We start from the raw sequence: 22675 nt of genomic DNA on the forward strand, positions 1-22675 counted from the left end.
GGGAGGGAGGCGCGTCGCAGACGCGTGGGAAGGGTGAGGGTGGACCGCCGCTCGGCCCCTTGGCCTTCGACTTCACTCAGGCTGAACCGAGGTTTGGGGGCAGAGGGCGACGGGCGGAGGGCGACGGCCGGCGGGGCACCCTACCCCGCCGGCTTTCGCATCAGCGCGCCAGCCAGTTCTGGACGGCCGGCTTCAGGCGATCGGCCACCGCCTTGCGCACCGCGATCTGCGAGATGGCGCGCTTGGCGCCGCCGCGTGACCCCTCGGGCAGGTTGGCGGCGGCCCAGCTTTCGATCTTGCCAGGCATGGCCGGATCGTTCGAACCGGCGCCCAACCCGACGATGAAGGTCGCGCGGTTGCTCTCCTCCAGGAAGCTGTCTACCAGCGGCTTGTTCGCCACCGCCCAGTCGAACGCCAGGTCGGGATGGGCGCCCGCGATCGAACGAAGCAACGCGGCGCGCTGCGGCGGGGTGAAGGTGTCGCTCTTGAGCAGACCCAGGGCCCGGCGCGCCGCGCTCTCGTCCTCGGCGAACCCGAGGAGCGAGACATAGCAGTTCTTGACCACCGGATTGCGCTCCGCCTTCGCCAGGTCGAGCAGCTTCTCCCACTCGGCCGGGGTGGCGCGGGTGGCATAGGTGGACAGGATCGGCCCACGGATCGCGGCCGGGATCGCATCGGGGTTCTTCGCGAGCGCCGTCACATAACCGCGCGCGCGCGCCGCGACCATCGGATCGCCACTCGCGCCCAGCCGGCCGATCAACGCCTCGCGCAAGTTCGACGCGGGCGCGGTCTCGCCGGGCCGCGCCTCGAACCCGACGCGGGCGAGCACCGGCGACAGGATCGCCGCGATCTTCGCGCGCAGCGGCTTTTCGAGCGGCGTGCCCTCGTACAGGCCGTCCAGGCGGCTCAACTCGCCGGTGACGGTATCCCATTCCAGCGGATCGGCATCGGCCTTCACCTGCGCCATCAGGTCGAACCAGCGGCCCAGATCCTGATAGCCGCCAGCCGCCAGCGCATAGTCATCGCCCAGCGTGCCGAGCCGATCCTCCAGGCCCAGCTTGGCATAGTCGCGCACGATCGCGGCATGGCCGGCATCATCGTACATGACGCGGGTGTAGGAGCCCTTGCCCTGATTGAGGACGAGCGTTCCGCAGCCGCCCACGCTGACAGGCGTCGCGGCCGCGCCCGTGACGATGGCGCTCGTCTCCGCGCCGCCGATCGTCGCGATGCGGATGGGAACATGCCAGGTCTGCGGCGTCTTGGAAGCCTCATCCAGCCCGAAGCGGCCTTGCGTCAACGTCGCGATGGTCTTGCCCCCCTCGCACCGCGAACCGGTCATCGTGACCAGCGGAACGCCGCCCTGCAGCGTGAAGTCGTGCGCGATGGTCGCGACATTGGTGCCCGATGCCTTGGACAATTCCTCCCAAAGCTGTTCGGTCACCGTGTTCTGGTATTTGTATTTCGCCATATAGGCGCGGATGCCCTTGCGGAACGTGTCCGAACCCAGGGTGGATTCGAGCATGCCGATGACCGCCTGCCCCTTCAGATAGGTGATGCTGTCGAACGCCTCGCCGATCTGATCGACCGTCTCGATCTTGCGGATGATCGGGTGGGTGGCGCTGGTCGCGTCGATGCCCATCGCCGACTCGCGCTCGCCCGCGACGCTGGCGGCGGCGGCCTTCCAGCTGGGGTTGAGGTCATTGGTGGCCTTGCCCTCCATCCACGAGGCGAAGCCCTCGTTCAGCCACAAATCGTCCCACCAGCGCATGGTGACGAGGTCGCCGAACCACTGGTGCGCCATTTCGTGCGCGACCACGGTGTGGATGCGCTGGCGATTGCTCTCGGTCATGACCTTGGGATTGAAGAGCAGCTCGTTCTCGAAATAGAAGATCGCGCCCCAATTCTCCATCGCGCCGAAGAACTGGCTGGAGCCGGGGCCGGCGATCATGTCCATCTTGGGCAGCGGATAGGGCGTGCCGAAATAGTCGTTGTAATAGGACAGCAGCTTGGTCGCCGAGCCCAGCGCATAGTCGCCCTGGTCGACCACGCCCTTGCGGCTGACCACGCCGATCTCGACACCATTGGCGTCCACCGTCTTGCGCTCCAGATCACCCGAGCCAAAATAGAGCAGATAGCTCGACATCACCGGCGTCTCACCGAAACGGTATAGCTGGGTCCCGTCGGCCTGCGCCGCGACCGAGGCGACGGGCATGTTGCTGATCGCCATCTGCCCCTTGGGCGCGGTGGCGGACAGGCGGAACTTGGCCTTGAACGCCGGCTCGTCCCACATCGGTGCGAAGCGACGCGCATCCGGCGCCTCGAACTGGGTGGCGAGCATGCGCGACTGGCTGCCGTCCGCGTTGCTGTAATCGATCGCGAACAGGCCGTTGGCGGAACGGTTGATGGTGCCGGTCCATGCGAAGCCGACCTTGTGCCGGCCGACCGACGCCGCCTGCGGCAGGGTCAGCGTCAGCGTCTGCGCCGCCTTGTCCATGGTGAAGGGCACCGCCTTGCCATCGAAGGTCGCGCGGCTGACGGCGAGTTCGGCCGCGTTCAGGACGATCGTCGCGGTCGCCTGGCGCACATCGACATCGACGGTCTCCTCGCCGGCGAAGGTCATCGCCTTGGCATCGGGGCGAATGGTGATGTCGTACACGACCGGCGCGACCGTCTGCGGCAGCTGGCCGGCGGCGAGCGCGGGGGTGGACACGGTCAGGGCAAGAAGGACCGAAAGGGCGGACTTCATCGGGATCAGGGCCTCTCTCAATGGAATGGCCCAAGCTCTACGCGCTCCCACCGCCAAAGCAAATGTCACTCATGTCATAATATCCCATCGCATCCATCGACGGCGTTGCCATGGGCTGGACAGCCCTTCCCTTTACGTTATCGTCAAGCGCATGAGCCTGCCTCCCGCCTTGAGTCGTCTGGCGCTGCCCGTGATCGGGTCGCCGCTGTTCATCATCTCCAACCCCGATCTGGTCATCGCCCAGTGCAAGGCGGGGATCGTCGGCTCCTTCCCGGCGCTCAATGCACGGCCGGCCAGCCTGCTCGACGAATGGCTGCACCGGATCACCGAGGAACTGGCCGAGCATGACCGCGCGCATCCCGATCGCCCGGCGGCCCCCTTTGCGGTCAACCAGATCGTGCATCGCTCGAACGACCGGCTTGAAGCCGATCTGGAGGCTTGCGCCAAATGGAAGGTGCCGGTCGTCATCACCTCGCTCGGCGCGCGTGAGGACGTCAACGCCGCCGTCCATGGCTGGGGCGGCGTGACCCTGCACGACGTGATCGACGACCGTTTCGCCCGCAAGGCGGTGGAAAAGGGGGCCGACGGTCTGATCGCGGTCGCCACGGGGGCCGGCGGCCATGCGGGACGCCTCTCGCCTTTCGCGCTGGTCCAGGAAATCCGGCAATGGTTCGATGGGCCGCTGGCGCTGGCCGGTGCGATCGCCACGGGGGACGCGGTGCTGGCGGCGCAGGCCATGGGGGCGGACTTCGCCTATATCGGGTCGCCCTTCATCGCCACGGTCGAGGCCAATGCGGCGGCGGCCTATAAGCAGGGCGTCGTCGCGGGCCGCGCCGGCGACATCGTCTATTCCAGCCTTTTCACCGGCGTGCACGGCAATTACCTGCGCGCCTCGATCATCGCCGCCGGGCTCGACCCGGACAATCTGCCGGAGGGCGATGTCACCAAGATGGACTTCGGCGGCGGTCAGGCGGCCAAGGCGTGGCGCGACATCTGGGGCGCGGGCCAGGGCATCGGGGCGGTGGGCGCGGTGGTCCCGGCGGCCGAACGGGTCGCCACGCTCGCGCAGCAATATGCCGCCGCGCGGGCGCGCCTGTCGCTGGGTGCGATCGGCTAGAAGGCTTTGCCCAGCCGGGCCTGGAGCGCCTGAACCGGGCTGAGGACGATCGCCGGTTCGTCGGCCATCTGGTCCAGCCGCTCGACCCGCCGGTGAAGCTCGATGCTGCCATGCGCGAGCGCGGCGGCGTGCGGCGGCAGCTTGGCCAGCACCGTCGCGTCCGATTCGGGCGAGGCGCCCAGCCGACGGACGGGATCGCGCGCCTCGGTCCATTGCAGTTCGCCCGCCTCGACCGCGCGCTGAGTGAGGATCCAGGCGATGATGTGCATCAGGCGCGTGGTGACCTTCAGCGACTCGCACGAGAAGCCGACGCGCAGCACCGGATCGAGCGCGTCGCGTTCCTGCCGGCCGATACCGTCGAAATAGCCCCGCGCCCCCTCCGCCATGGCCATCGCCTCGACATAGAGGGCGTCGATCAGCTTGCGCTGGAAATCATCACGCTCGGAGGTGTGCGACATGTCCGCTTCGCTCGCACGGGGCCGATCGGCGCGGCAAGACCCGCGATCGGCGGCCTGTCCCGATACGGACCGATCAGGCGATGATGTCGGGGATCAACCGGTCCTCAAGCTCGGCCAGCTCGTCACGAAGCCGCAATTTGCGCTTCTTCAGCCGGGCGATCTGAAGCTGATCGGGGACCGAGGACAACAGAAGCGCGGAGATCGCATCGTCCAGGTCGCGATGCTCGACACGCAACATGTCGATCCGTGCGCGTGCCTGCGTGACGTCCATCCTGCCCCTCCCCAGTCGAGCCCTTACGTCCCTCTAGCAAGCCCCGCCGCCATGCGCGAGGGGTATGGGAGAGCCGAACGAGGCCCATCGCACGTCATCGCGCCAAATGGCTCGGGTGGTCGATTTCGCCCGAATTCGATGGCGACAATCGGGTCGATTGGTGATTTACTCCATTCCCCTAGCAATGGACAGGAGGTTGAAGCCCTATGCACACGGCGCATCAAACGGCCCTGGAGACCAAGCACGCGACGCTCGATCGGCAAATCCACGCCGAGTCGCAGCGCCCGATGCCCGACCCCGCGATCCTCGCCCAGCTCAAAAAGCAGAAGTTACGGCTGAAGGAAGAAATCCAGAATATCTAGGATCGATCGGCCGCGCGGGCGCCAAGCCCGCCGCGGCCTTTTTTTCGACTCCATGGGGACTGCATTGCCGGCATGGCTTCCAAGCCGGTCACCATCCCGGCTACATCGTTAGGGCACGCGCTTCGGCACCTCACGTACGGCGGGCATCGATATTGTGCCAGGCACTGGCGTCCGCACCTCGCGAACCATCCCCGAACCGTCACGCCGGGTGACGAGTCGCCTCAGGAGTGAAAGGATTTCGTCGAGGGCGTTGTCGCGGCCTTGGCATATTCCGGGGTCATGGTCCCGCCGCCCACCGGCTTGCGCACCAGCTTGGGGTCGATCGGCCGATCGAACGCCACGCCGATCCGTCCCTGCGTACACCAAGCGACTCGGCCGGCCACCATGCCGATGCCGCGCAGGTCGAACATGATCGCCGAGCCGATCTCCACCGCGACCCCGAGTTCGGCCATCAGGCCCCCCTCCGAGATGTTGCGCACCCGCACGTCGCGCGGCGTCGGATCGCCGGCCCGCGTCATCGCCGCCATCAGCAACAGGCTGTCGCGCCGCTGTGTCCGGTTGCCCGGGTCACGCTGCTGCTCTGCTCCGTCCGGCCCGGTATCGGGCTCCCGCCTCATAGCGTCCATATCGAAATCCGTGCGGCCCCGTTCTTCCTCGCGCATCAAGCGTTACGCGCGATAGGCTTGCCTTTCCATTAATATCGCGGCGCAGGCAAGGATGGTCAGCGCACCGAAACAGGACGGACCGCCCGCAGACATCTGCGGCGCGGCCCCCGAAGCGCGGTCAGTCGTCGCGCGACACCTTCTCGTTGCGCTCGTGACGCTCCTGCGCCTCGACCGTCATCGTCGCGATGGGGCGGGCTTCCAGACGGCCCAGGCTGATCGGCTCGCCCGTGACTTCGCAATAGCCATATTCGCCTTCGTCGATGCGACGCAGCGCCGCGTCGATCTTGGAGATCAGCTTGCGCTGGCGATCGCGGGTGCGCAGCTCGATCGACCAGTCGGTCTCGCTCGACGCGCGATCGGTCAGGTCGGGTTCGCGCAGCGAATCGATCTGCAGCTGCGACAGGGTGCCCTGCGCCTCCCGCTGGATCGACTCCTTCCAGTTCTGCAGCTTGCGGCGAAAATACGCCTGCTGCTTCAGGCTCATAAAGGGTTCGTCCGCGCTGGGACGGTAATTTTCGTCGAGATCATTGGCCACGTTCGGGCCCACGGATTCCGTCATGCGATCCAACACCGTCGCCATACCACTCTCCCAAAGGGCCCGTCGGCGCGACCGTTCTGCACCGCGTCCTCGGAGCCGCCCCCTGATGGTCGAGAGCGCCTATAGTCGGTGCCACCACTCGCCGCAAGCGACAGGCATTTCGTCGTTATCGTCTTTTTCATAATAATGTTACGATATGAACGGGATATGGATGCATCGACCGGCGGCAATCGATATTCCACACCCGAATCTCGAAAAGGGCCTTTGCCCACGACCGCAATGGGTGCGGCGGCACCGTGCGATGGGAACGGTCATTGGTTCCCGATCCATGCCACGCTTGCGAATCCCAAAACCGAACGCAAATAGGTGATTATCCGCTTTGCTCTTAACGCTTTTCTGGTCAGTGTGATGACAAGGGGGAGATGTTCGAAACAGCCTGGACGCGCCGAAGGGTCGTATCCACCTGACGCTGTGCAAGCCGTGTAAGGAGTTACGATGTCCGTGCGAATGGCCTTGGCGAAGCTGACCGCCTGTGCTGCTGGCGGCGCCGTGATCGGCGGCGGGGCCGTGCATATGGTCGAAAGCCCCAAGCGTCCGGCCGTTCTGAAGCAGACCAAGGCGCGCAAGATCGTGCATCGCCGCCCCGTGGCGAAGGCCGCACGCCGGGTCGTCACGCGGCGCACCGTCACCACGACGACGACGCCCGCGCCGGTCGTCGTCACCGTCACGACCCAGGCACCCCCCGTTCCCGTCCCCCTGCCCGCCGCCGCGCCAGCCGCGGTCAGCGGCGGCGGCTATGTTCCGGCCGTGATCGGCGGTTGGGGCGGCGGCTGGGGTGGTGGCTTCGGCGGAGGATTCGGGGGCGGCTTTGGCGGCGGCTTCGGTTTCGGCGGGGGCTTCGGCGGGGGATCGAACGGCAATATCGTCGTCTCCTCCACCAGCAGCGGCGGATCGACCTCGACATCCTCGGCCTCGGGCGGTTCGGGCGGATCCTCCAGTTCGACGTCGACCGGTGGATCCTCGACCTCGACGGGCGGATCGTCGACGTCCACTTCCACCGGCGGGGTCAGCAGCACGTCATCCTCGGGCAACGTGTCGTCGACCAGTTCCTCCTCGGGCGATGTCAGCAGTTCGACGTCGAGCGCCTCGTCGGCATCCTCCGCATCATCGGCGTCGTCGAGCGGCTATGGATCGAGCAGCGATGGCTGGTCGTCCAACGGCTCGTCCGCCAGTTCGGCCTCCAGCGCGTCGAGCGCCTCGTCGGCCAGCAGCGCGTCGTCTTCGGGCGGTTCGACGGGCGGTCCGCCGACGCCGGTCCCCGCCCCGCCGATGGTGCTGCTGTTCGGCGCAGCGGCGGCGGCACTCGTGATCCGGCGGCGGCTCGTCAGCAAAGTCTGACGCGCCGCCGGCCGGGGGGACCGCGTTACGCCTTTTGCAGCGCGGCCTCGATATCCGGCACGGGGTGGCCGGTCAGGTCCTTGGCGATCTCGCCGACCAGACGGTCGGTGACTTCCTTGTGATAATGCTTGCGCAGCTCCCCCAGCATCTTGGGCGGCGCGACGATGATGAGCGATTCGAATTCATGCTTCATCGCACGGCGCTTCAGCATGTCGGCGGTCTCCGCCGCGAAGCGATCCTCTTCCTGCTGGTGAAAGTCGGTTTCGCCCATCGATCCGCGCGACGCGGCGAACTGTGCGCCCTGCCCGCCACCGCCGGCCTGATTCGATCCGCCCTGCGCGATCGGCGGCGCGCCCGCACCGCTCTGCGTCGAGGACGCCGCGCCGGCGCTGTCGGTCTTCTGATCGCGGTCGGCGGGGTTGGGATGCTCGACCGCGTGTTCGACGACCAGATTGGGATATTCGGCATCCCCCTCGTTGCGGAAGAACAGGCTCTTGCGGCCATCGACGACCAGCACGAAGCTGTTGTGCGGGACTTGCATCGCGTATCTCCTTGTCTGTGCGAAAGGGATAACGCGACGGCTTCGCCACGGGTTGCGTGACGGCGGAGCGAAGGCCATAGCCTCGCCCCCATGCACGACATTCGCCTGATCGGGACCGACCCCGCCGCCTTCGACGCCGCCCTAGCCAAGCGCGGTGCCGCGCCGCAGTCGGCCACGCTGATCGCGATCGACGAACGCCGCCGCGCGATCAACACCGAGACGCAAGGGCTCCAGACCCGCCGCAACGACCTGTCCAAGCAGATCGGTCAGGCCAAGGCCGCGCGGGACGAGGCGCGCGCGCAGGCGCTGATGGCCGAGGTCGCCGAGCTGAAGGCCCGCCTGCCCGAACTCGAAGAGCAGGAGCGCGTCGTCGAGGCCGAGTTGAACACCGCGCTTGCCGCCATTCCCAACCTGCCCGCCGCCGATGTGCCGGAAGGCGCGGACGAGAACGACAATGTACTGGTCCACCAGAAGGGCGAGCCGGCCACGTTCGCCTTCGGCCCACGCGAACATGATGTGATCGCGCCCGCCCTGGGCATGGATTTCGATACCGGCGTCGCGCTGTCGGGCGCGCGCTTTACCCTGTTGCGCGGGGCGATGGCGCGGCTGTCGCGCGCGCTCGGCCAGTTCATGCTCGACCGTATGACCGAGCAGCATGGCTTCGAACTGGTGCAGCCGCCGCTGCTCGTCCGCGACGAGGCCGCGTTCGGCACCGGCCAGCTGCCCAAATTCGCCGAGGACCTGTTCCGCACCACCGATGGCCGCTGGCTGATCCCCACCGCCGAGGTCTCGCTGACCAATATCGTGCGCGAGGCGATCCTGAGCGAACAGGAACTGCCGCTGCGCTTTACCGCGCTGACCCCCTGTTTCCGTTCCGAAGCGGGTGCCGCTGGGCGCGATACGCGCGGCCTGATCCGCCAGCATCAGTTCGACAAGGTCGAGATGGTGTCGATCACCACGCCCGAACAGTCGGATGCCGAGCATGAGCGGATGACCGCCGCCGCCGAAGGCGTGCTGGAGGCGCTGGGCCTGCCCTATCGCCGGATGCTGTTGTGCACCGGCGATATGGGTTTCTCGGCGGCGCGCACCTTTGATCTGGAGGTCTGGTTGCCGGGTCAGGCGCGCTACCGAGAAATTTCGTCCTGCTCGACCTGCACCGATTTCCAGGCACGGCGGATGATGGCGCGCTATCGCCCCACCGAGGGCAAGGGCACGCGCTTCGTCCATACGCTCAACGGCTCGGGTCTGGCGGTCGGCCGGACGCTGGTGGCGGTGATCGAGAATTATCAGCAGGCCGATGGCTCGGTCGTCGTGCCCGAGGCGCTGCGTCCCTATCTGAGCGGGCAGGCGGTGCTGGAGCCGCGCTGATGCGCATCCTGCTGACCAATGACGATGGCTATCACGCGCCCGGCCTCGCCGCGCTGGAGCGGATCGCGGCGACGCTGTCGGACGATGTCTGGATCGTCGCGCCGGCGGAGGACCAGTCGGGGACCAGCCGTTCGCTGACGCTGACACGGCCGATGCGGCTGCGCCAGTTCGGCGAGCGGCGCTTTTCGGTCACCGGCACGCCGACCGATTCAGTCCTCATGGCGCTGGGCGAGGTGATGGCGGATCGCAAGCCCGATCTGATCCTGTCGGGGGTCAATCGCGGCGCCAATCTGGGCGAGGATGTGTTCTATTCCGGGACGGTCGCCGCCGCGATGGAAGGCGCCCTGGCCGGCATCCGCTCGGTCGCCCTCAGCCAGCGCTACGCCCGGCAGGGGGTCGGCGACGGCGTTTCCTTCGCGACGGCCGAGGCCTGGGGCGAGCGGGTGCTTCGCCCGTTGCTAGACCGGGATTTCGGACCGCGCACGCTGGTCAACATCAACTTCCCGCCGGTGGGGCCGGAGGCGGTGAAGGGTATCCGAACTACCCGGCAGGGCCTGCGCGACTATGGCCGCGCCACCTTCGAACGGCGCAGCGATCCGCGCGGCTATGACTATTACTGGCTCGCGCTCGGTCGCCTGCCGCATCGGCCGGGCGATGACACGGATTTGGACGCGATTGCCGAGGATTATATCGCGGTGACGCCGCTGCATCTCGATCTTACGCATGACGCATCTCTTGCTATGCTCGACGCGGCCTATCGCTGAATGAGCCGGGGGGTACGGGGCGTGGAACGGAAGCTGGGGATCGTCGGCATCGGGATGCTGGTCACGGGTTGCATCCCCAATATGGAGCCGCCCGCCGGCTCCGCCACGCCGCCCATCGTCCAGGCGCCACCCGTGCAGCCGGCCCCCGCCGCCCAGCGTCCGGCGCCGGGGGCCGCACGCGCCTCGACCAGCGGACCTCGCCCGCCGATCCGGCGGTCGGTTCCCGTGAGCGCCGGCGCCGCCCGGCCGATCGCCCGCCCCCAGATTCAACGCCCCCCGGCCGAGCCCCCCGTATCGCAGGATCGTCCGTCAAAGCCGGTCGCCACCCTGCCCGCCCCGCGTCCCTCCTGGGAGATCCGCCCCGTCACCCCCGACGCGCGCGAGATCGCGGGCACGACCTATATCGTCCGGCCCGGCGACACGCTGCGCGGGATCGCGGAGCGGACGGGCGCCGGGGCCGATGCGATCGCGCGCGCCAATGCGCTCTCGGCCCCTTATATGGTGCGGGTCGGACAGCGGTTGATCATCCCCGGCGGCCGCTTCCATCTGGTCCGTTCGGGCGAAACGGGCATCGCGATCGCGCGCGCTTATGGCGTACCCTGGTCTCAGATCGTCGATGCCAATGCGCTGACCGAACCCTATGTCCTGCGCGCCGGACAACGGATCCTGATCCCCGGCGGCGTGGTCGGGGCGCCCGCCAGCACCGCCGCCGAACGCGCGGCCGCCTTTTCGCTCAACATCGACGACATCCTGACCGGTGGCGAACCAGCCCTAGCGAGCAACCAGGCGCCGGCCAAGCCCAGCGCCACGCCGTCACGCGTGCTGCCGCCGACGGCGGTGGTCGCGGCGCCGACGCGGCTCAATTCCGGGTTCGTATGGCCGGTCGAGGGCCGTGTCGTGAAACGGTTCGGCGCGGGCGCGAGTGGTGAGCGCAATGACGGCATCAAGATCGCCGTCCCGATCGGCACCCCGATCAAGGCCACCGCGGACGGCGTCGTCGCCTATGTCGGCGATGGCATTCCCGCGCTCGGCGGACTGGTGATCGTCAAGCATGGCGACCGCTGGACGAGCGTCTATGGTCACGCCTCCAAGCTGCTCGTGCAGCGTGGGCAGGCGGTCAAGCGCGGGCAGACGCTGGCCCTGTCCGGGCAGACCGGCTTCGCCGACAAGCCGGAGGTGCATTTCGAGCTGCGCCGGGGCCGTACACCCGTCGACCCGCTGAGTCAGCTTCCCCGACGCTGAGTCCCGTTAAGGAACGCGACAGCGCCTTGCCGGTTAAATGGCGGCATGGGGCCATTGCCCCGAGGAGTAGGCGTATGAAGAAGTTCCTCCACGTCTTTGCCATGCTGGGCCTGTCGGTCGCCGGGGTGGCCACCACCACCGCGCTCCCCGTGTCGGAAGCGCAGGCGCAGTCCTGGCGCGACGGACCGCGGTACGACCGGATTCGGGATCGCCGCGAGTGGCGTGACGAGCGGCGCGACCGCCGCGACGATCGCCGGGACTGGCGTGGTGAGCGTCGCGGATGGCGCGACGACCGGGGCTGGCGCGGTAACGGCTGGCAGGCGCGCCGCGATGCGCGGGTCGCGCGCGAATATGACCGTGCGCGCCGCAACCCCGGCTATGTCGATCCCCGTTCGCAGGGCGACTATACCAACTATACCGGCCGGGGTTCGGGCTATCGCCCCTGCACCTATGTCGAGCGGGGCGGGCGTACCGTCTGCCGCTAACGCCTGGCCAAGGCCGTGACAGAGGAGCGCGGGTGGTCCGTCCACCTGCGCTCCATTTCTATCGGCGGAGGGTGACGAACGCGGAACGGCGGTGTAACGGATCGCCATCATGACGTACCAGTCCGACCTGCTTCGCACCCTGGATGACCGGGGTTACGTCCACCAGATGACCGACGCCGCCGCGCTCGACCGGCTGGCCGCAGGCGGCGTGGTCCCCGGCTATATCGGCTTCGATCCGACCGCGCCGTCGCTTCATGTCGGCAGCCTGGTGCAGATCATGCTGCTGCGCCGGATGCAGCAGACCGGCCACAAGCCGATCGTCCTGATGGGCGGCGGCACCGGCAAGATCGGCGATCCCAGCTTCAAGGACGAGGCACGCAAGCTGCTCGGTGAAGACGGGATCAAGGCCAATGTCGCCTCGATCAAGCGCATCTTCGAACGCTTCCTGACTTTCGGCGACGGCCCCACCGATGCGGTGATGGTCGACAATGCCGACTGGCTCGACGCGCTGGAATATATTCCCTTCCTGCGTGAGGTGGGGCAGCATTTCTCGGTCAACCGGATGCTGTCGTTCGACTCGGTGAAGCTGCGCCTCGACCGCGAGCAGTCGTTGAGCTTCCTCGAATTCAACTACATGATCCTTCAGGCCTATGACTTCCGCGAACTGGCGCAGCGCCATGGCTGCCGCCTCCAGATGGGCGGGTCGGACCAGTGGGGCAATATCGTCAACGGCATCGAGCTCGCCCGCCGCATGGACGGGACCGAGGTGTTCGGCGTCACCACCCCGCTGATCACCACGGCGGACGGCGGCAAGATGGGCAAGACGATGGCCGGCGCGGTGTGGCTGCACGAGGACCAGCTGCCGCACTTCGATTACTGGCAGTTCTGGCGCAACACCGACGACCGCGACGTGGGGCGCTTCCTGCGGCTGTTCACCGACCTGCCGCTGGACGAGATCGCGCGTCTGGAAGCGCTGGAAGGCGCGGAGATCAACGAGGCCAAGAAGATCCTGGCGAACGAGGCGACCGCCATGTGCCGCGGCCGCGCCGCCGCCGATGAAGCCGCCGAGACGGCGCGCCGTACCTTCGAGGAAGGGGCCGCCGGCGCCGCCCTGCCCAGCTTCGTGGTCGCGGGGGGATCGGTGACGATCGTCGACGCGCTGATCGGGCTGGGCTTCGCCAAGTCGAAGGGCGAGGCGCGGCGCCTGATCGCCGGGGGCGGCGCGCGCATCGACGGGAAGAAGGTCTCCGACGAGGCGGCCGTCATCGCGGTGGGTGCGCAACCGGTAAAGCTGTCGTCGGGCAAGAAGCATCACGGCCTGCTGGTCGCGAGCTGACATAGCCGCCATCCAGGGCCGGTGGTCGCCAGACGGCGGCAACCGGCCGGTGATGCGTCAGCGTCGGTCGGTAACCGCCAACTGACGGGCGACCGCGAAGGTCTGCACGATGAACAACAGGATGAGGCCGGCCCCGATCGTACCGATCAGGATGTCGAAGCCCGAGACATTGCCGATCAGGTCCTTGGCCGGATCGTCGAACATCATCGCGACGGTCAGCAGCATCAGGAACAGGCGAAGCTCGGTCGGCCCCGCCGCCATATAGGACAGCCGCATCTCGCCGATCACCCGCGCCGCCAGAAAGGCGTGCATCGACATCAGGAAATAGCCCGCCAGCGCGATCAGCGCGACGTTCATGCCGACAAAGGGCGACAGCCCGATGCCCAGCACGATCATGAGATTGGCGATGCCGTCGCAGCTATGATCGAGGAAATAGCCATAGGAGGGTCGCTCGATCTTGCGATAGCGCGCCAGGCTGCCGTCGAGCGAGTCGCCGAACCACTGGACCGCATAGCCGGCCAGCGCGACCGTCAGCCAGATCGCGCCGAAATTGCTGCAGACATAACCGACAAAGACCAGCGCCGCCCCCGCCATACCGATCGCGGTCAGCTTGTCGGGGGTCATGGCGGGGGGCATCTTGGCGCACAGCCAGTTCAAAATCCGACGCTCGGTGGTCGCGAGCCAATTCTGCTGAATGCGGTCAAGCGGCTGCGGCGTGTGTAACCGTTGTTCCATGCGCCACTATGCGGCACGCTTGGCCGATGCGCAACCGCCTGAAATGGCTTGGCTCTCCCGAACGACACGGTACGTCGCAGGAAATGAGCCCGCCCGACGCCCGGCATCTGTCGGCGGTGCCGGTCGAAGGGCCGATTTAAAACGGGAGTATCAATCAGCCCCCGGACCCTATCCGGCCCAGGCCAGCGTGGTCAGTCCAAGACCGGATAGGGCGCCTCGGCATCGCGATCGGGCACGGCGCCCCGCCGCTGGATGACCCAGCCCGCCAGGCGATGCCCGGCACGGGCGGCGTCGGCGGGCGGCGCATCCGCCATCCGGGCGAGGAGATAGGCAGCGTTGAAGGCGTCCCCCGCCCCGCTCGTGTCGACCGGGACCAGCGGCGCGGCCGGCGCGATGACCCGGCCACCCGTCAACCGGCAACCGTCGGCCCCCATCTTCACCACCGTTTCCTGGGCACCCTTGGCCCGCCAATGCGCCTCGACCGCCTCGGCATCCGCTTCTCCGCTCAACAGCGCCTCGTCCTCGGCGGTCGGCAGGCCGATCGTCGCGCAGCCGATCGCGGCGTCGCGCCAGTGGATCGCCTCGGCCGGATCGACCCAGAGCTTCGGCCGGTAATTGCCATCGAACGCCACCGTACGCCCCGCCGCACGCACCTGCCGCGCGACGTCGAGCAGCGCATGGCGACCTTCATCGGGCAGGATGGCGAGGCTGATGAGCGAGAAATAGAATAGATCGGCGGCCATCGCGTGCGATGCCAGCATGGCGGCACCGGGCTGTGCGAAGTATCCCCGCGCGGCGCTGTCATTGCGCCAATAGGCGAAGCTCCGCTCACCGGTCGGATCGGTGCGGATGGCATACAGGCCCGGCATCCGCGTCGGATCGCGCAGCACCATCGCCACATCCAGCCCATCGCGCGCCCAGGCCGACAGCAGATCGTCACTGAAGGCATCGGTTCCCAACGCGGTCGCATAGGCCACGTCCGCACCCGATCGCGCCATGTGAAGCGCCGTGTTGAGCGTATCGCCGCCATAGCCGAGCCGCCATCCCGCCCCACCCATGTCGCCCGCACCGGACAGCTCCAGCATCCCCTCGCCGATGACGACCGCCCGCATGTTCCACTCTCCCTATACGTCGTTGGACATCCTGTATGCGAAGGCCGTCGCGGTCGCCAGCCGCAAAGAATTGGTAAGGCAAGGCGTATTGTATCCGCCGGTGGAACCTCCGTCGATGCCGGGTGTCACCCCGCAAATGATACGATCATGACGGCATAGGTCGTCGAACAATCGCATGACAGGGGCTTATCAAATCGGTATTACCAAAATATAGTCCTTGGTAAGTCCGGCGTCGACCGGACATGAAGCATGAAGGGAGCACGGAATGCGTGATGGCGTGACGCCGATCGAGGTCATTCGCCATGGGCGCATCGCTCGCGTTCCCTAGCACGGCGGACGCGCCGCCACGCTCGCCGCATCGGCCGATCGACGGGCCAACGTCCCCGAGCCTCGCCTCGAACCCCGAAATCCCCCGCTGACCTGCACAGCAAGACCTTACAGAAAGCCCGACCATGCACCCGAAATTGATGACGCAGGCGATGCGCTGGTTCGGCCCCAACGATCCCGTGCCGCTGGCCCATATCCGGCAGGCGGGTGCGACCCAGGTGGTGACGGCGCTTCACCACATCCCCAACGGCGTGGTGTGGCCGCGCGACGAAATCGCCGCGCACCGTGCCGCGATCGAGGCTTCGGGGCTGGCCTGGACCACCGTGGAAAGCGTGCCCGTCCACGAGGCGATAAAGACCGCGGGCCCCGATCGCGACCAGCTGCTCGACCATTATGCGCAAACGCTGCGCCATCTGGCGGCCGAGGGCATTACCACCGTCACCTATAACTTCATGCCGCTGCTCGATTGGACCCGGACCGACCTGGCCTGGGAGTTGCCCGACGGCGCGCGCGCCTTGCGCTTCGAGCTGGAGGTGGTGGCGCTCTACGACATCCATATCCTGCGCCGCCCGGACGCGGCGACGGACTATGACCCGGTGCTGGTGGAGCGCGCCGCCCGCCGCTATGCCGCCATGGACGACACGGCCCGCCTGCGGCTGGAGCGCACCATCATCGCCGGCCTGCCGGGCAGCGAGGAAAGCTTCACCTCCGTCCAGTTCCTGGAGGCGATCCAGGGCTATGCCGATACGGGCCCCGAACGGCTGCGCGCGAACCATATCGCGTTTCTCGAAGCGCTTTGCCCGGTCGCGGAGGCGTGCGGTATCCAGCTGGTCGTCCATCCCGACGACCCGCCCTTTCCCATCTTCGGCCTGCCCCGCATGGTCAGCACCGAGGCCGATGTGGCCGCGCTGTTCGACGCGGTGCCCAGCCCGGCCAACGGCCTGTGCTTCTGCACCGGATCATTCGGCGTACGGCCCGACAACGATCTGCCAGGCATGGTCCGGCGCCTGGGTTCGCGCATCGGCTTCCTGCATCTGCGCAGCGTCCAGCGCGAGCCGGACGGCGCCTTCCACGAGGCCGCGCATCTGGAAGGCAGCGCGCAAATGGTGGAGGTGGTGGACGAGATCGTCCGGCTGCAACAGCGCGAGGATCGCTCGATCATCATGCGCCCCGACCACGGCCACCAGATGATCGATGACCTGACCAAGGTGACGAATCCCGGCTATTCGCTATTGGGACGGATGCGCGGGCTGGCCGAGCTGCGCGGTCTGGAGCGCGGGCTGGCGCATGGAAAGGCGAACTGACGATGGCACGACCGCTTGAGATGAACCCCGACCGGCTGTTTCCGGCCGACCCGACGACACGCGACATCGCCCGCCGTCTTTATGCGGATATCCGCGACCTGCCCATCGTCAGCCCGCATGGTCATACCGATCCGCGCTGGTTCGCAACCGACGCGGCCTGGGACAACGCCACCACGCTGTTGCTGGCACCCGATCATTATGTGTTCCGCATGCTCTATTCGCAGGGGGTGTCGCTCGACACGCTGGCGATCCCGCACCGGGGCGGCGTGCCCGCGACCGACCCGCGCGCGGCATGGCGAACCTTCGCGGCGCATTACGACCTGTTTCGGGGGACGCCGACCCGGCTGTGGCTGGACCATGTCTTCGCCGAAGTCTTCGGTATCGATGTGCGGTTGGAGACGGAGACCGCCGACCACTATTACGACGCGATCAATGCGCAACTGGCGACCGACGCGTTTCGCCCCCGCGCGTTGTTCGACCGGTTCCGCATCGATTTCCTCGCCACGACGGAAGGGGCGCAGGACAATCTCAATGCGCATCACGCGATCCGCGCTTCGGGCTGGCGGGGCCGCGTCGTCACCACCTATCGCCCCGATGGCGTGATCGATATCGAACACGAGCAATTCGCCGGCGCGCTCACGACCTTCGCCGAGCTGACCGGGGAGGATGTGCACAGCTGGTCGGGCTACCTGGCCGCGCATCGCAAGCGCCGTGCCGACTTCCGCGCGGCGGGCGCGACCGCGACTGATCACGGCCATCCCACCGCGCGGACCGCCAATCTGTCGCGCGCCGAATGCGAGGCCTTGTTCGCGCGCATCGTCGGCGGCTCCTGGGATGCCGACGACGCCGAACTGTTCCGCGCCCAGATGCTCACCGAAATGGCCAGGATGAGCGTCGAGGATGGCATGGTGATGCAGATCCATCCGGGATCGTTCCGCAACCATAATGCTGGCCTGTTCGCCAGCCATGGCCGCGACAAGGGCGCCGACATCCCGGTCCGCACCGAATATGTCCATGCCCTCAAGCCGATGATGGATGTGGTCGGCAATGCGCGTGACCTGACCATCATCCTCTTCACGCTCGACGAAAGCGTCTATGCGCGCGAACTGGCCCCACTCGCCGGCCATTATCCCTGCCTGAAGCTGGGGCCCGCCTGGTGGTTCCACGACAGTCCCGAGGGGATGCGTCGTTTCCGGGAGATGACGACCGAGACGGCGGGCTTCCGCAACACGGTCGGCTTCAATGACGATACGCGCGCCTTCCTGTCCATCCCGGCGCGACATGATGTGGCTCGCCGGGTCGATTGCGCCTTTCTCGCCCGGCTCGTCGCCGAACACCGGATCGAGGATTGGGAGGCGGCCGAAATCGCCCATGAGCTGACCAGCACCCTCGTTCGCAAGGCATATCGGATATGAGACTGTCCTCCGCCACGATGTCGCGGCTTCGGCCCGACGTGTCACGCCCCGCCTATGACCGCGATGCGCAGGCCGTGGGGATCGTGCATCTGGGCATCGGCGCCTTCCACCGCGCGCATCAGGCCGTCTTTACCGACGATGCGATGGCGGGCGGCGACCGGGACTGGGCGATCACCGGCGTTTCGCTCCGATCGCCGCAGGTTCGCGACACCATGATGCCGCAGGACGGCCTCTATTCGGTCACGACGCGTGGTGGCACGGACGGTGACGAGGCCCGGATCATCGGCGCGGTGCGCGACGTCATCGTCGCACCGAACGATCCGACAGGTCTTGCGGAACGGCTGGCGATGCCATCGACGCGGATCGTCACGCTGACGGTCACGGAAAAGGGATATCTGCGTCGCCCCGACGGCACGCTGGACCTGGAGGCCGCCGCCCGGGGGCAGACCATCTACACCATCCTCGCGGCCGCGATGCGGGCCCGCCGGATCGCCGGCATCGGCGGGCTGACCATCCTGTCCTGCGACAATCTGGCGGAGAACGGCCAGGTTCTGACCGGGCTATTGCAGACCTATTGTGACCGCTTTGCCCCCGAAGACGCGGCATGGTTCGCGCGCGAATGCGCCTGCCCCTCCACGATGGTCGACCGCATCGTGCCCGCGACGCAAGCCGCCGATTACGAGCAGGTCGCGACAAGACTGGGCATGCACGACGACGCGGCGGTGGTGACCGAGCCCTTCCGCCAATGGGTGATCGAAGATCGCTTCGCCACCCCCCGCCCCGGCTGGGACCGCGTGGGCGCCGAAATGGTCAGCGACGTCCGCCCCTATGAAACCGCGAAGTTGCGGATGCTCAACGGGGCCCATTCGGCACTGGCCTATCTTGGGCTTGCGGCGGGCCACAGCTATGTCCATCAGGCGATCGCCGATCCGGCCCTCCGCCCGATGATCGAGCGTCTCATGCGAATCGAGGCCGCGCGGACGATCGCCCCCGCGCCTGGGCAGGATCTGGACGCCTATGCCGATGCGTTGATCGCACGCTTCGGCAATGCCGCCTTGCCCCACCGCCTTGCCCAGATCGCCATGGACGGATCGCAGAAGATCGGCCCCCGGTGGCTCGACGCGCTGGCGATCAATGGGTCCCGCAGCGAAGACTGTCCGGCGACGCTAGCAGCCTTGGCGGCATGGGTGATCCATGTCTGCGGGGAGCATGGCGCCGTCGACGATCCCATGGCCGACCAACTTCGCGAACTTTGGCAGCAGGCCGGGAGAAACGGAATGGCCGAGGCACTGTTCGGACCCAAGGGGCTCTACGCCGGACGCTGGGTCGCATCGGACGCCACGCTTCGGATGCTGACGGACCTGATAGCGCAAGGATAAGGACAGGGCATGCGCCCGTGATAAGGCGTGGGTGGCTCCAGATCGGGCGGGCATATTCCCGGCAATGTTCGCCCCGCAGGCCGCACCGGACTCGGCAGCAAGGCACTGTCGCCCCTTCGAGGGCCGGCTTTTAGGTCGAAGTGTATGAGGAAACGGGCCACGTCATGCAGCCCGTATGCGTCCGACCAGTACCGTACGACCTAAGGTTGATGGTCCATCTGCCGCGACTAGCGAAGCCTTCGGAGCGAGCATATGGTAGCGCATGGCAGAGGCGCACCAACGCTCCCCCCGGGTAGCACTCATTGTTCTCGCAATCGTGATTGGCGCTGCCGTGTCCATCGGTGAGCGACTAATTTTTGCGGCTGCTTCGAGCCGTGACATTGATCTGAGCGAAATTGGTGTGGTCACAACCAATGCCGTGCTGACGGCATTTCCTTTTCTATATCTGGCATTTCGTTCATCTACCCGGCTCCTGCCGTGGCTACTTGGCTTGACACTTACGTTGGCAGCTAATGGGTGGTGGCTTGAAAAGAGTATTGCCTACCAGCGAGCGCCGGACGGCTCCGGAGTTGATATGTTTGGCGCACTGCTCATGCTGCTCTCACCTTTCATCGTCACCGCTATAGTAGCAGTTCTCGACAGACCTGCGGCTCGCCGTTGAACGGTACGCGCCCAAGGCTTTCTGCCCGCATGATTCAGTTGTTAGAGAAATGCCACGGCGCGAGTTCGCCGATGCGGTTAGCCGGGTGTCCGTCGGCAATGCGGGTGAGCACGTCGCGCAGCCAGGCTTGGGGGTCGACGAAGTTGAGCCGGGCGGTCTGGATGAGGGTGTAGATCGCCGCAGCCCGCTCGCCGCCCTTGTCAGAGCCGGCGAAGAGGTAGTTCTTACGGCCGAGCGCGACGGGACGAAGGCAGTTCTCGGCGCGGTTGTTGTCCGCCTCGAGCCGCGCGTCGTCGCAGAAGCGGGTCAGCGCGTCGCGGCGCTTGACGGCATAGCGGATGGCATCGGCGAGCGCACCCTTGCCCGAGATGCGGCGCGTGGTGTCCTCGGCCCAGTTGAAGAAGCCGTTTACCGCTGCCCTCACGACCTGCCGGCGGTCGAGCCGGTCCTCCAGCGGCAGCCCGCGCCCGAGTTCCTCCGCCTCGTACATCAGATCGATCATGGTGACGCCGGTGCGAGCCGTGGTCGAACCGGTCCCCTTCCACACGTCGTAGATCTTACGCCGGACGTGCGCCCAGCACGCCACCTCGACGATGGGGCCGGGCTGTCGGCGTCCATCATACAGCTGGTCGTAACCCGCATAGCCGTCCGCTTGCAGAAAGCCACTGAAGCCCGCGAGGTGCGCGCGCGGCCGCTCGCCCTTGCGGTCTGGCGTGTAGAAGTAGGCCGCTGCCGGCGGGCCGATGCCCTGCCAACCCCGATCGTCGCGGGCGTACACCCACAGCCTGCCGGTCTTCGTTTCGCCGGTGCCCGGCGCCAGCACCGGCACGGGCGTGTCGTCGGTGTGGATCTTGTCGGCCGCGAACACGTGGGCGCGGATGTGGTCGACCAGCGGTTGTAACAGCCAGCTGACCTGGCCGACCCAGTCCGCCATGGTCGAGCGGTCGAGGTCGACGCCCTCGCGCGCGTAAATCTCCGCCTGCCGGTACAAGGGCAGGTGGTCGGCATACTTTGACACCAGCACGTGCGCGAGCAGGCCGGGACCGGCCTTGCCGCGCGGAATGGGCAGCGCCGGAGCCGGCGCCTGGGTGATGGCGTCGCAGCGCTGGCAGGCGAGCTTGGGGCGGACGTGGCGCACGACCTGGAAGCGGCCGGGCACATACTCCAGCACCTCGGTCACGTCCTCGCCAAGCGCCGACATCGTCCCGCCGCACGCGCCGCAGCCGTCGGCATGCGGAGCCGCGTGGACGACCTCGTGGCGCGGCAGATGGTCGGGCAGTGGCAGGCGCTTGGGCTTGCGCTTCTCACGGGCGGGTGGCGGCACGCTGGCGTCGGCGGACGCGCTGCTCGCCTCAGCCTCGACCGTCTCCAACTCCTCCAGCCGCAGCTCTAGCTGCTCGATCTCGCGGGAGAGGTGCTCGGACGACTGGCCGAACTGCATACGCCTGAGATGCGCCAGCTGGACCTTCAGCTTCTCGATCTCCAGCGCGGTCAGCTGGATGGTCGCCTTGGCCGCACGGAGCTCGGCCGCGGTGCTGGCCAGCTCCGCAGCAGTGGCTGCGTGTTTGGCCTGCAACGCCTGTGCAAAGGCGCGCAGTTCGTCCGGGTCGGAGGGAGATCGACCATCGCCAGCGACATGGCCCATCCTACCACCGGCCGGACTCGGGCCAAGCAAAAAGGACAAAAAAGCGCCGTTCAGACGAGGGTCGGCGCCGTCACCGGGCCCGGTGCCACAGTGCGCCGCCAGTCGATGCCCTCGATGAGCAGCGCCAGTTGCGCGGGGCTGAGCACGATGCCGCCGTCGACCAGTGGCGGCCACACGAACCGGCCCTTCTCCAGCCGCTTGGCGAACAGGCACATGCCCGAGCCGTCCCAGTACAGCGCCTTCAGATAGTCGCCGCGCTTGCCCCGGAACAGGAACAGGTGGCCCGAGTACGGGTCGGCGCAGAGTACCTGGCTGGCAAGCGCGGTCAGCCCGTCGAAGCCCTTCTGCATGCTGACCGGTCGGCAGGCGAGATACACCTTGGTGCCCGGTGCCAACGCTATCACTATGCCCGATACCCCGCAGTCTGACCTGGTCGCTGTCAGATCAGCCATGCTCGCCCGGCGAAGGCGATGCCCTGCGGCAATGTATCGTGGCCCCTCTATCCACTTCGAATTCCCGCAAACGGCCAATAGTCTGCGATGGCAAAACTACTTCCGCTTCATTCCGTCCGCCCCTTCGAGGGCCGGCTTAGGTCGAAGTGGATGAGGAAACGGGCCACGTCATGCAGCCTACACGCTGTATCGCCATGCGGCGTATGCTATAAACGACGCCGCCGCCCTGAGGGGGCGGCGTAGTGTGTCGTTTGCGAGGGTATGGTTGCGGGGGCAGGATTTGAACCTGCGGCCTTCAGGTTATGAGCCTGACGAGCTACCGGGCTGCTCCACCCCGCGGAGGTGGGGGAGATT

At 67.1% G+C, this 22675-nt stretch carries 22 protein-coding genes and 1 tRNA gene; 12 read left to right on the forward strand and 11 right to left on the reverse strand.

Annotated elements, in window-relative coordinates; translation table 11 throughout:
• Positions 1-160 precede the first annotated feature (160 nt).
• A complete protein-coding gene (locus ACQKJZ_RS09590; protein ID WP_427730953.1) occupies positions 161-2746 on the reverse strand; it encodes a M1 family metallopeptidase in 2586 nt (861 codons plus the stop codon).
• A gap of 151 nt (positions 2747-2897) precedes the next feature.
• On the opposite strand from ACQKJZ_RS09590, the gene ACQKJZ_RS09595 reads away from it, so the two are divergent.
• Complete coding sequence (locus ACQKJZ_RS09595; protein WP_427730955.1) at positions 2898-3863, forward strand: NAD(P)H-dependent flavin oxidoreductase; 966 nt, start codon at positions 2898-2900, stop codon at positions 3861-3863.
• Here ACQKJZ_RS09595 and ACQKJZ_RS09600 read toward each other — a convergent pair.
• Complete coding sequence (locus ACQKJZ_RS09600) at positions 3860-4321, reverse strand: DUF1465 family protein (protein ID WP_427730957.1); 462 nt, start codon at positions 4319-4321, stop codon at positions 3860-3862. The genes ACQKJZ_RS09595 and ACQKJZ_RS09600 overlap by 4 nt on opposite strands.
• A 73-nt stretch (positions 4322-4394) precedes the next feature.
• Positions 4395-4592: a YdcH family protein gene (locus tag ACQKJZ_RS09605; protein ID WP_312489768.1), complete on the reverse strand. Its 198-nt coding sequence runs from the start codon at positions 4590-4592 to the stop codon at positions 4395-4397.
• Between the two features lie 206 nt (positions 4593-4798).
• Here ACQKJZ_RS09605 and ACQKJZ_RS09610 point away from each other — a divergent pair, with 206 nt between their 5' ends.
• Positions 4799-4954: a YdcH family protein gene (locus ACQKJZ_RS09610; RefSeq protein ID WP_427730958.1), complete on the forward strand. Its 156-nt coding sequence runs from the start codon at positions 4799-4801 to the stop codon at positions 4952-4954.
• Between the two features lie 221 nt (positions 4955-5175).
• On the opposite strand, the gene ACQKJZ_RS09615 is transcribed toward ACQKJZ_RS09610, so the two are convergent.
• Positions 5176-5580, reverse strand: a complete 405-nt coding sequence (locus ACQKJZ_RS09615) for a PilZ domain-containing protein (protein ID WP_312489766.1) — start codon at positions 5578-5580, stop codon at positions 5176-5178.
• Positions 5581-5737: 157 nt separating this feature from the next.
• Positions 5738-6199, reverse strand: a complete 462-nt coding sequence (gene dksA / locus ACQKJZ_RS09620) for an RNA polymerase-binding protein DksA (RefSeq protein ID WP_427730961.1) — start codon at positions 6197-6199, stop codon at positions 5738-5740.
• A gap of 453 nt (positions 6200-6652) precedes the next feature.
• Between dksA and ACQKJZ_RS09625 the strand changes: the two genes are divergently transcribed.
• The gene (locus tag ACQKJZ_RS09625; protein WP_427730962.1) at positions 6653-7555 is read left to right on the forward strand and encodes a hypothetical protein; all 903 of its coding nucleotides are present in this window, start codon (positions 6653-6655) and stop codon (positions 7553-7555) included.
• A 25-nt stretch (positions 7556-7580) separates the two neighbouring features.
• Here the strand turns inward: ACQKJZ_RS09625 and ACQKJZ_RS09630 are convergent, their stop codons facing one another.
• A complete protein-coding gene (locus ACQKJZ_RS09630) occupies positions 7581-8096 on the reverse strand; it encodes a host attachment family protein (RefSeq protein WP_427730963.1) in 516 nt (171 codons plus the stop codon).
• A gap of 90 nt (positions 8097-8186) precedes the next feature.
• On the opposite strand from ACQKJZ_RS09630, the gene serS reads away from it, so the two are divergent.
• The 5 genes from serS to tyrS all read left to right on the forward strand — a co-directional run bounded on the left by serS (position 8187) and on the right by tyrS (position 13291).
• Positions 8187-9464: a serine--tRNA ligase gene (gene serS, locus ACQKJZ_RS09635; protein ID WP_427730964.1), complete on the forward strand. Its 1278-nt coding sequence runs from the start codon at positions 8187-8189 to the stop codon at positions 9462-9464.
• On the forward strand, positions 9464-10228 hold the full coding sequence (surE, locus tag ACQKJZ_RS09640; RefSeq protein WP_427730965.1) for a 5'/3'-nucleotidase SurE: 765 nt from the start codon (positions 9464-9466) through the stop codon (positions 10226-10228). Before serS ends, surE begins: the two co-directional genes overlap by 1 nt.
• The gene (locus tag ACQKJZ_RS09645; RefSeq protein ID WP_427730966.1) at positions 10229-11470 is read left to right on the forward strand and encodes a peptidoglycan DD-metalloendopeptidase family protein; all 1242 of its coding nucleotides are present in this window, start codon (positions 10229-10231) and stop codon (positions 11468-11470) included.
• A gap of 74 nt (positions 11471-11544) precedes the next feature.
• The gene (locus ACQKJZ_RS09650) at positions 11545-11955 is read left to right on the forward strand and encodes a hypothetical protein (RefSeq protein WP_427730967.1); all 411 of its coding nucleotides are present in this window, start codon (positions 11545-11547) and stop codon (positions 11953-11955) included.
• Positions 11956-12064: 109 nt separating this feature from the next.
• Positions 12065-13291, forward strand: a complete 1227-nt coding sequence (tyrS, locus tag ACQKJZ_RS09655; protein WP_427730968.1) for a tyrosine--tRNA ligase — start codon at positions 12065-12067, stop codon at positions 13289-13291.
• Between the two features lie 57 nt (positions 13292-13348).
• On the opposite strand, the gene ACQKJZ_RS09660 is transcribed toward tyrS, so the two are convergent.
• On the reverse strand, positions 13349-14026 hold the full coding sequence (locus ACQKJZ_RS09660; protein ID WP_427730969.1) for a CDP-alcohol phosphatidyltransferase family protein: 678 nt from the start codon (positions 14024-14026) through the stop codon (positions 13349-13351).
• Between the two features lie 191 nt (positions 14027-14217).
• Entirely contained in the window at positions 14218-15138 is a 921-nt protein-coding gene (locus ACQKJZ_RS09665) for a sugar kinase (RefSeq protein WP_427730970.1), read from the reverse strand.
• A 452-nt stretch (positions 15139-15590) separates the two neighbouring features.
• Between ACQKJZ_RS09665 and uxuA the strand changes: the two genes are divergently transcribed.
• The 4 genes from uxuA (at position 15591) to ACQKJZ_RS09685 (ending at position 20224) form a co-directional block, all read left to right on the forward strand.
• Positions 15591-16769, forward strand: coding sequence for a mannonate dehydratase (gene uxuA, locus ACQKJZ_RS09670; RefSeq protein ID WP_427730971.1), 1179 nt, complete (start codon positions 15591-15593; stop codon positions 16767-16769).
• Positions 16770-16771: 2 nt separating this feature from the next.
• Positions 16772-18184 carry a glucuronate isomerase gene (gene uxaC / locus ACQKJZ_RS09675; RefSeq protein WP_427730972.1) on the forward strand — a complete coding sequence of 471 codons (1413 nt, stop codon included), beginning with the start codon at positions 16772-16774 and terminating at the stop codon, positions 18182-18184.
• Positions 18181-19563, forward strand: a complete 1383-nt coding sequence (locus ACQKJZ_RS09680) for a mannitol dehydrogenase family protein (RefSeq protein WP_427730973.1) — start codon at positions 18181-18183, stop codon at positions 19561-19563. The genes uxaC and ACQKJZ_RS09680 overlap by 4 nt, the downstream gene beginning before the upstream one ends.
• 331 nt (positions 19564-19894) lie before the next feature.
• Complete coding sequence (locus tag ACQKJZ_RS09685) at positions 19895-20224, forward strand: hypothetical protein (RefSeq protein ID WP_427730974.1); 330 nt, start codon at positions 19895-19897, stop codon at positions 20222-20224.
• Positions 20225-20258: 34 nt separating this feature from the next.
• On the opposite strand, the gene tnpC is transcribed toward ACQKJZ_RS09685, so the two are convergent.
• The 3 genes from tnpC to ACQKJZ_RS09700 all read right to left on the reverse strand — a co-directional run bounded on the left by tnpC (position 20259) and on the right by ACQKJZ_RS09700 (position 22660).
• The gene (gene tnpC / locus ACQKJZ_RS09690; RefSeq protein ID WP_427730975.1) at positions 20259-21869 is read right to left on the reverse strand and encodes an IS66 family transposase; all 1611 of its coding nucleotides are present in this window, start codon (positions 21867-21869) and stop codon (positions 20259-20261) included.
• A gap of 50 nt (positions 21870-21919) precedes the next feature.
• A complete protein-coding gene (gene tnpB, locus ACQKJZ_RS09695; RefSeq protein ID WP_427730976.1) occupies positions 21920-22321 on the reverse strand; it encodes an IS66 family insertion sequence element accessory protein TnpB in 402 nt (133 codons plus the stop codon).
• A gap of 262 nt (positions 22322-22583) precedes the next feature.
• Positions 22584-22660 (reverse strand) — tRNA-Met (locus tag ACQKJZ_RS09700).
• Positions 22661-22675: the final 15 nt, after the last annotated feature.

The organism is Sphingomonas sp. NPDC019816 (assembly GCF_050274375.1).
Taxonomy (GTDB): domain Bacteria; phylum Pseudomonadota; class Alphaproteobacteria; order Sphingomonadales; family Sphingomonadaceae; genus Sphingomonas.

Excerpts from the sequence above, each read along its gene's own strand:
- ACQKJZ_RS09590 (WP_427730953.1), bottom strand. The coding sequence starts at position 2,746 with ATGAAGTCCGCCCTTTCGGTCCTTCTTGCCCTGACCGTGTCCACCCCC.
- ACQKJZ_RS09595 (WP_427730955.1), top strand. The coding sequence starts at position 2,898 with ATGAGCCTGCCTCCCGCCTTGAGTCGTCTGGCGCTGCCCGTGATCGGG.
- ACQKJZ_RS09600 (WP_427730957.1), bottom strand. The coding sequence starts at position 4,321 with ATGTCGCACACCTCCGAGCGTGATGATTTCCAGCGCAAGCTGATCGAC.
- ACQKJZ_RS09605 (WP_312489768.1), bottom strand. The coding sequence starts at position 4,592 with ATGGACGTCACGCAGGCACGCGCACGGATCGACATGTTGCGTGTCGAG.
- ACQKJZ_RS09610 (WP_427730958.1), top strand. The coding sequence starts at position 4,799 with ATGCACACGGCGCATCAAACGGCCCTGGAGACCAAGCACGCGACGCTC.
- ACQKJZ_RS09615 (WP_312489766.1), bottom strand. The coding sequence starts at position 5,580 with ATGGACGCTATGAGGCGGGAGCCCGATACCGGGCCGGACGGAGCAGAG.
- dksA (WP_427730961.1), bottom strand. The coding sequence starts at position 6,199 with ATGGCGACGGTGTTGGATCGCATGACGGAATCCGTGGGCCCGAACGTG.
- ACQKJZ_RS09625 (WP_427730962.1), top strand. The coding sequence starts at position 6,653 with ATGTCCGTGCGAATGGCCTTGGCGAAGCTGACCGCCTGTGCTGCTGGC.
- ACQKJZ_RS09630 (WP_427730963.1), bottom strand. The coding sequence starts at position 8,096 with ATGCAAGTCCCGCACAACAGCTTCGTGCTGGTCGTCGATGGCCGCAAG.
- serS (WP_427730964.1), top strand. The coding sequence starts at position 8,187 with ATGCACGACATTCGCCTGATCGGGACCGACCCCGCCGCCTTCGACGCC.
- surE (WP_427730965.1), top strand. The coding sequence starts at position 9,464 with ATGCGCATCCTGCTGACCAATGACGATGGCTATCACGCGCCCGGCCTC.
- ACQKJZ_RS09645 (WP_427730966.1), top strand. The coding sequence starts at position 10,229 with ATGAGCCGGGGGGTACGGGGCGTGGAACGGAAGCTGGGGATCGTCGGC.
- ACQKJZ_RS09650 (WP_427730967.1), top strand. The coding sequence starts at position 11,545 with ATGAAGAAGTTCCTCCACGTCTTTGCCATGCTGGGCCTGTCGGTCGCC.
- tyrS (WP_427730968.1), top strand. The coding sequence starts at position 12,065 with ATGACGTACCAGTCCGACCTGCTTCGCACCCTGGATGACCGGGGTTAC.
- ACQKJZ_RS09660 (WP_427730969.1), bottom strand. The coding sequence starts at position 14,026 with ATGGAACAACGGTTACACACGCCGCAGCCGCTTGACCGCATTCAGCAG.
- ACQKJZ_RS09665 (WP_427730970.1), bottom strand. The coding sequence starts at position 15,138 with ATGCGGGCGGTCGTCATCGGCGAGGGGATGCTGGAGCTGTCCGGTGCG.
- uxuA (WP_427730971.1), top strand. The coding sequence starts at position 15,591 with ATGCACCCGAAATTGATGACGCAGGCGATGCGCTGGTTCGGCCCCAAC.
- uxaC (WP_427730972.1), top strand. The coding sequence starts at position 16,772 with ATGGCACGACCGCTTGAGATGAACCCCGACCGGCTGTTTCCGGCCGAC.
- ACQKJZ_RS09680 (WP_427730973.1), top strand. The coding sequence starts at position 18,181 with ATGAGACTGTCCTCCGCCACGATGTCGCGGCTTCGGCCCGACGTGTCA.
- tnpC (WP_427730975.1), bottom strand. The coding sequence starts at position 21,869 with ATGGGCCATGTCGCTGGCGATGGTCGATCTCCCTCCGACCCGGACGAA.
- tnpB (WP_427730976.1), bottom strand. The coding sequence starts at position 22,321 with ATGGCTGATCTGACAGCGACCAGGTCAGACTGCGGGGTATCGGGCATA.